The sequence below is a fragment of the Methylobacter psychrophilus genome, assembly GCF_025583945.1.
GTDB lineage: Bacteria > Pseudomonadota > Gammaproteobacteria > Methylococcales > Methylomonadaceae > Methylobacter_C > Methylobacter_C psychrophilus.
Genome location: NZ_JAOEGU010000110.1, coordinates 1 through 3401, shown reverse-complemented (window position 1 = coordinate 3401; position 3401 = coordinate 1). Strand labels below are relative to the sequence as shown.

Below are 3401 nucleotides of genomic sequence, written 5' to 3'. Positions count from 1 at the left end.
TTCAGGCTTGTGCTTGGGCAGTTGGGCATAAGGGGTCATGGCTATCCGTGTTTTCAAAGGCAGGTCGCTATTTTAACCTTATTAAGACCAAGCTCTATGTTGATTATTTAGGAAAGATGTCTATTAAGAGGGTGGCCATGAATGTTTATTTCTTGATCATTAATCGAAATCTTCGTCGATCACGCGGCGGTGATTACTCGGTGCCTTCTTGTTTGGCATAGGTATCTATAGACTTTCGGAAATTAAATGTCCAATTCACATTACTTTAAGCTCATACAGATAACATCCCTTGAAGGGATGGTATCCGTCAATATGGAAATATTCTGGCAGTCCATGCCGATAACGACTTGTGTGGACAACTATGTTCCAATCAGTAGGTTGTTACCTCTTTTTTACAGTCATTTTCAATCTAGTCAAGTTTTTGGTTTTTACTTAAAACAGCCTGTTGCTAAGCGCTATCCCGGTGTTTTCTGTAAGCCAGCCATTGAAATGGTCTGAAGTTAATGTGTAAAAACAACATTTTGAGTCCGGTTATATTGAGTTATATTATTTGACCTCGGTAAGATTCCAGTTATATTAACCGGTTACGAAACAAGCCCGAACCATCAAAACAGGAGCTTATATGCCAGTATTAACAAAACGCTTAAAACAACAGTTGGCTTTGATTTCTTTCAGTCTGCTGCTTTCTGGTAGTCTTGCAATGGCCGCGACAGATACAACAATGCAAGAAAGTTTTGTCAAAGCACGTATTAAGAACCATCAGCAAAGCACGGATCATTCAGCCCATGTGGCACCTATCGATAAAAGCCTGGACTTTCATGGTATTTTTTACGGTTATCTGCCGTGCAAGGATTGTAACGGGATTAAATCAACACTGTCTTTAAAGCAAAATAATAATTATCTGTTGGTTACTCAGCCAGCAAAAGAGTCGTCAAGGGAGTTTTATGAAAAAGGCAAATATACCTGGAATGAGGAAAAACATACGGTTGTTTTAACGTCGCGTAACGAAGCAAATATTCGACAATATCTTATTAAAGATGAAGGCACGCTGATCCTGCTTAATGCCGATGGCACGCAAATGAAGGGAGATGATGAGGATAGCTATGCTTTGCGTAGCAGCGATACGGTAAAATCACGCGAGATACATATTCATTAGAAACAACTGGGTCTTGCAAAAATAGTATATGGATTCTCAGATAAATAATTTCGATGCTAAGGATACCATCCCTTGAAGGGATGGTATCCTTAGGAGTTTACAGCGATGCGAATGGACGAAAGACTATAGATTATAAACTGGTTAACTCTGTTAATTTGTGACAGTTTATTTATGGCAAGCTACTTGATTATTGTTGTTTTATTTTACCTGATGAGTGGGATTTCAGGCTACCTAGATTATTGCCTGACTCCTGATGTTGACATGTTTATAGTGAGCTAATAGACTCAGCTTTTAAAATTACCGCCGTTGCTCCTGTAATACCGGTTATGCCAACAAAAAATAAAACCAGATCTATGATAATCACGCCGGAAATCATTGGCTATGTAGCCGCTACATTAACAACAGCTTCCTTTTTACCTCAAGCCATTTTAACGATAAAAACCAAAGATACCGCTTCTCTTTCGTTGAGTATGTATAGCCTGTTTACGCTGGGGGTGTTCTTTTGGTTAATCTACGGCGTTTATATCTCGGATGAAGCAATCATTTTTGCCAATGCAATCACTTTGGTGTTGGCCGCATCGATACTTTTTTTCAAGATTTATAATGTGCTATTCAAGGATGGTTAATAGGGATGCTTCAATAATCAGTTAGCGCTGATGGCATAGCGGTAAGGATTGACGGGTAATATTCACCGGCACCTAAAAATAATTATTTGGAATAATAAAGTACCCATGGAGATATAAAGAATGGTAAATAAAGTATCCTTGACCCAGTTTATTATTGAGCAGCAGCGTAGTTTGCCGGAGGCATCAGGAACGTTTACATTATTGCTGAATGATATTGTGACGGCTTGTAAAAAAATATCCCATCTGGTTAATCAGGGTAATCTTGTGGGTGTTTTGGGTAGTGCCGAGTCGGAGAATGTGCAGGGTGAAGTGCAAAAAAAACTGGACATCATTAGCAATGAGATTATGGTCAATGCACTAAACTGGACCGGACATCTGGCGGGTATGGCATCAGAAGAAGTCGATGATATTATTGCCATTCCAGCCGAGTATCCCAAGGGTAAATATCTGGCTTTATTTGATCCTCTGGATGGTTCTTCAAACATTGATGTTAATTTGGCCGTGGGGACTATTTTTTCTATTTTACATTGTCGTGAAGGCGTTGAACCTGTCGTTGAAGATTTTTTGCGTAAAGGCATTGAGCAGGTTTGTGCCGGTTTTGTGCTTTACGGGCCATCAACGATGATGGTGCTAACAACCGGGCATGGTGTTAACGGGTTTACGCTTGATAAGGATATCGGTGAATTTATTCTGACCCATCCAGCCATAAGAATTCCGGAAGAAACCAGTGAATTTGCTATTAATATGTCAAACCAACGTTTCTGGGAACCGCCTGTGCAGCGCTATATTGATGAATGTTTACAAGGGGCAGAAGGTCCGCGCGGAAAAAACTTTAATATGCGCTGGATTGCTTCGTTGGTTGCCGAGGTTTATCGAATTTTAACGCGTGGCGGCGTGTTTTTATATCCGCTGGATTTACGCGAACCGTTAAAGCCCGGCAGGCTACGTCTTATGTATGAAGCGAACCCGATGGCGTTTATTATTGAGCAAGCGGGTGGTGCTTGTTCTACCGGACGCGAACGTATTCTTACTATGCAACCAACAGGTATTCATCAGCGAGTACCTTTGGTTTTGGGATCAAAAAATGAAGTTGAACGCATTGTCGCTTATCATCAGGAGGGATGATGTCGATTGGCTCACAGGTATCAACTTTAAGTAATAACACCACGAAAACACGAAGGAATCCAAGGTAAAAACTTCGTGTCTTTATGGTGAATAAAAGACTTTTAGCTATGTGATTCAGGTTTTGGTGTTGAAAAAGCCTTCTTTGTCTTATTTGAATGCTTTATTGCCCTTGGCCGTTAGTGCTTTCATCTATTGTTTTTCGTTGTTGTGCTGCTTTATCCTGAAGTATCTGTTCGACTTGTTTGGCTTTGTCCAAGGCTTCTAGTTGGGATTTAAATACAACAGGATCGGGCGCTTTGACTTGCTTATCCTTTTCTTCACAGCCAATGACAGCAATAAAAAGCAGTAGTAATGCGGTCAATTTAGGTATTAGACATCTTTCCTAAATACAGTCATAGCGTAAGTTAACAAGAGCAGCCACTAAATTCCATGTCAGGGAGTAATGCTTGTGCTTACCCCGATAAACATCTTTGGTAATTCTGAAGATTTTGCAT

Annotated in this window: 5 protein-coding genes; 4 read left to right on the top strand and 1 reads right to left on the bottom strand. The window is 40.3% G+C overall.

All coding sequences use genetic code 11. From position 1 onward, the window contains the following. The 4 genes from N7974_RS20245 to N7974_RS20230 all read left to right on the top strand — a co-directional run. A partial coding sequence (locus tag N7974_RS20245) for a hypothetical protein (protein ID WP_262967339.1) occupies positions 1-221 on the top strand: 221 nt, incomplete at its 5' end. A gap of 401 nt (positions 222-622) precedes the next feature. After that, positions 623-1156 carry a copper resistance protein NlpE gene (locus N7974_RS20240; RefSeq protein WP_262967338.1) on the top strand — a complete coding sequence of 178 codons (534 nt, stop codon included), beginning with the start codon at positions 623-625 and terminating at the stop codon, positions 1154-1156. Between the two features lie 353 nt (positions 1157-1509). Continuing rightward, positions 1510-1782 (top strand): SemiSWEET transporter, encoded by a 273-nt coding sequence (locus N7974_RS20235; protein ID WP_262967340.1) that lies wholly within the window; start codon positions 1510-1512, stop codon positions 1780-1782. A gap of 120 nt (positions 1783-1902) precedes the next feature. Beyond that, positions 1903-2907 carry a class 1 fructose-bisphosphatase gene (locus tag N7974_RS20230; protein ID WP_262967337.1) on the top strand — a complete coding sequence of 335 codons (1005 nt, stop codon included), beginning with the start codon at positions 1903-1905 and terminating at the stop codon, positions 2905-2907. Positions 2908-3067: 160 nt separating this feature from the next. On the opposite strand, the gene N7974_RS20225 is transcribed toward N7974_RS20230, so the two are convergent. Continuing rightward, positions 3068-3268, bottom strand: coding sequence for a hypothetical protein (locus N7974_RS20225; protein ID WP_262967336.1), 201 nt, complete (start codon positions 3266-3268; stop codon positions 3068-3070). Positions 3269-3401 lie beyond the last annotated feature (133 nt).

What these genes read in the sequence shown, in the direction of transcription:
- N7974_RS20240 (WP_262967338.1), top strand. Translation starts at nt 623, where the DNA reads ATGCCAGTATTAACAAAACGCTTAAAACAACAGTTGGCTTTGATTTCT.
- N7974_RS20235 (WP_262967340.1), top strand. Translation starts at nt 1,510, where the DNA reads ATGATAATCACGCCGGAAATCATTGGCTATGTAGCCGCTACATTAACA.
- N7974_RS20230 (WP_262967337.1), top strand. Translation starts at nt 1,903, where the DNA reads ATGGTAAATAAAGTATCCTTGACCCAGTTTATTATTGAGCAGCAGCGT.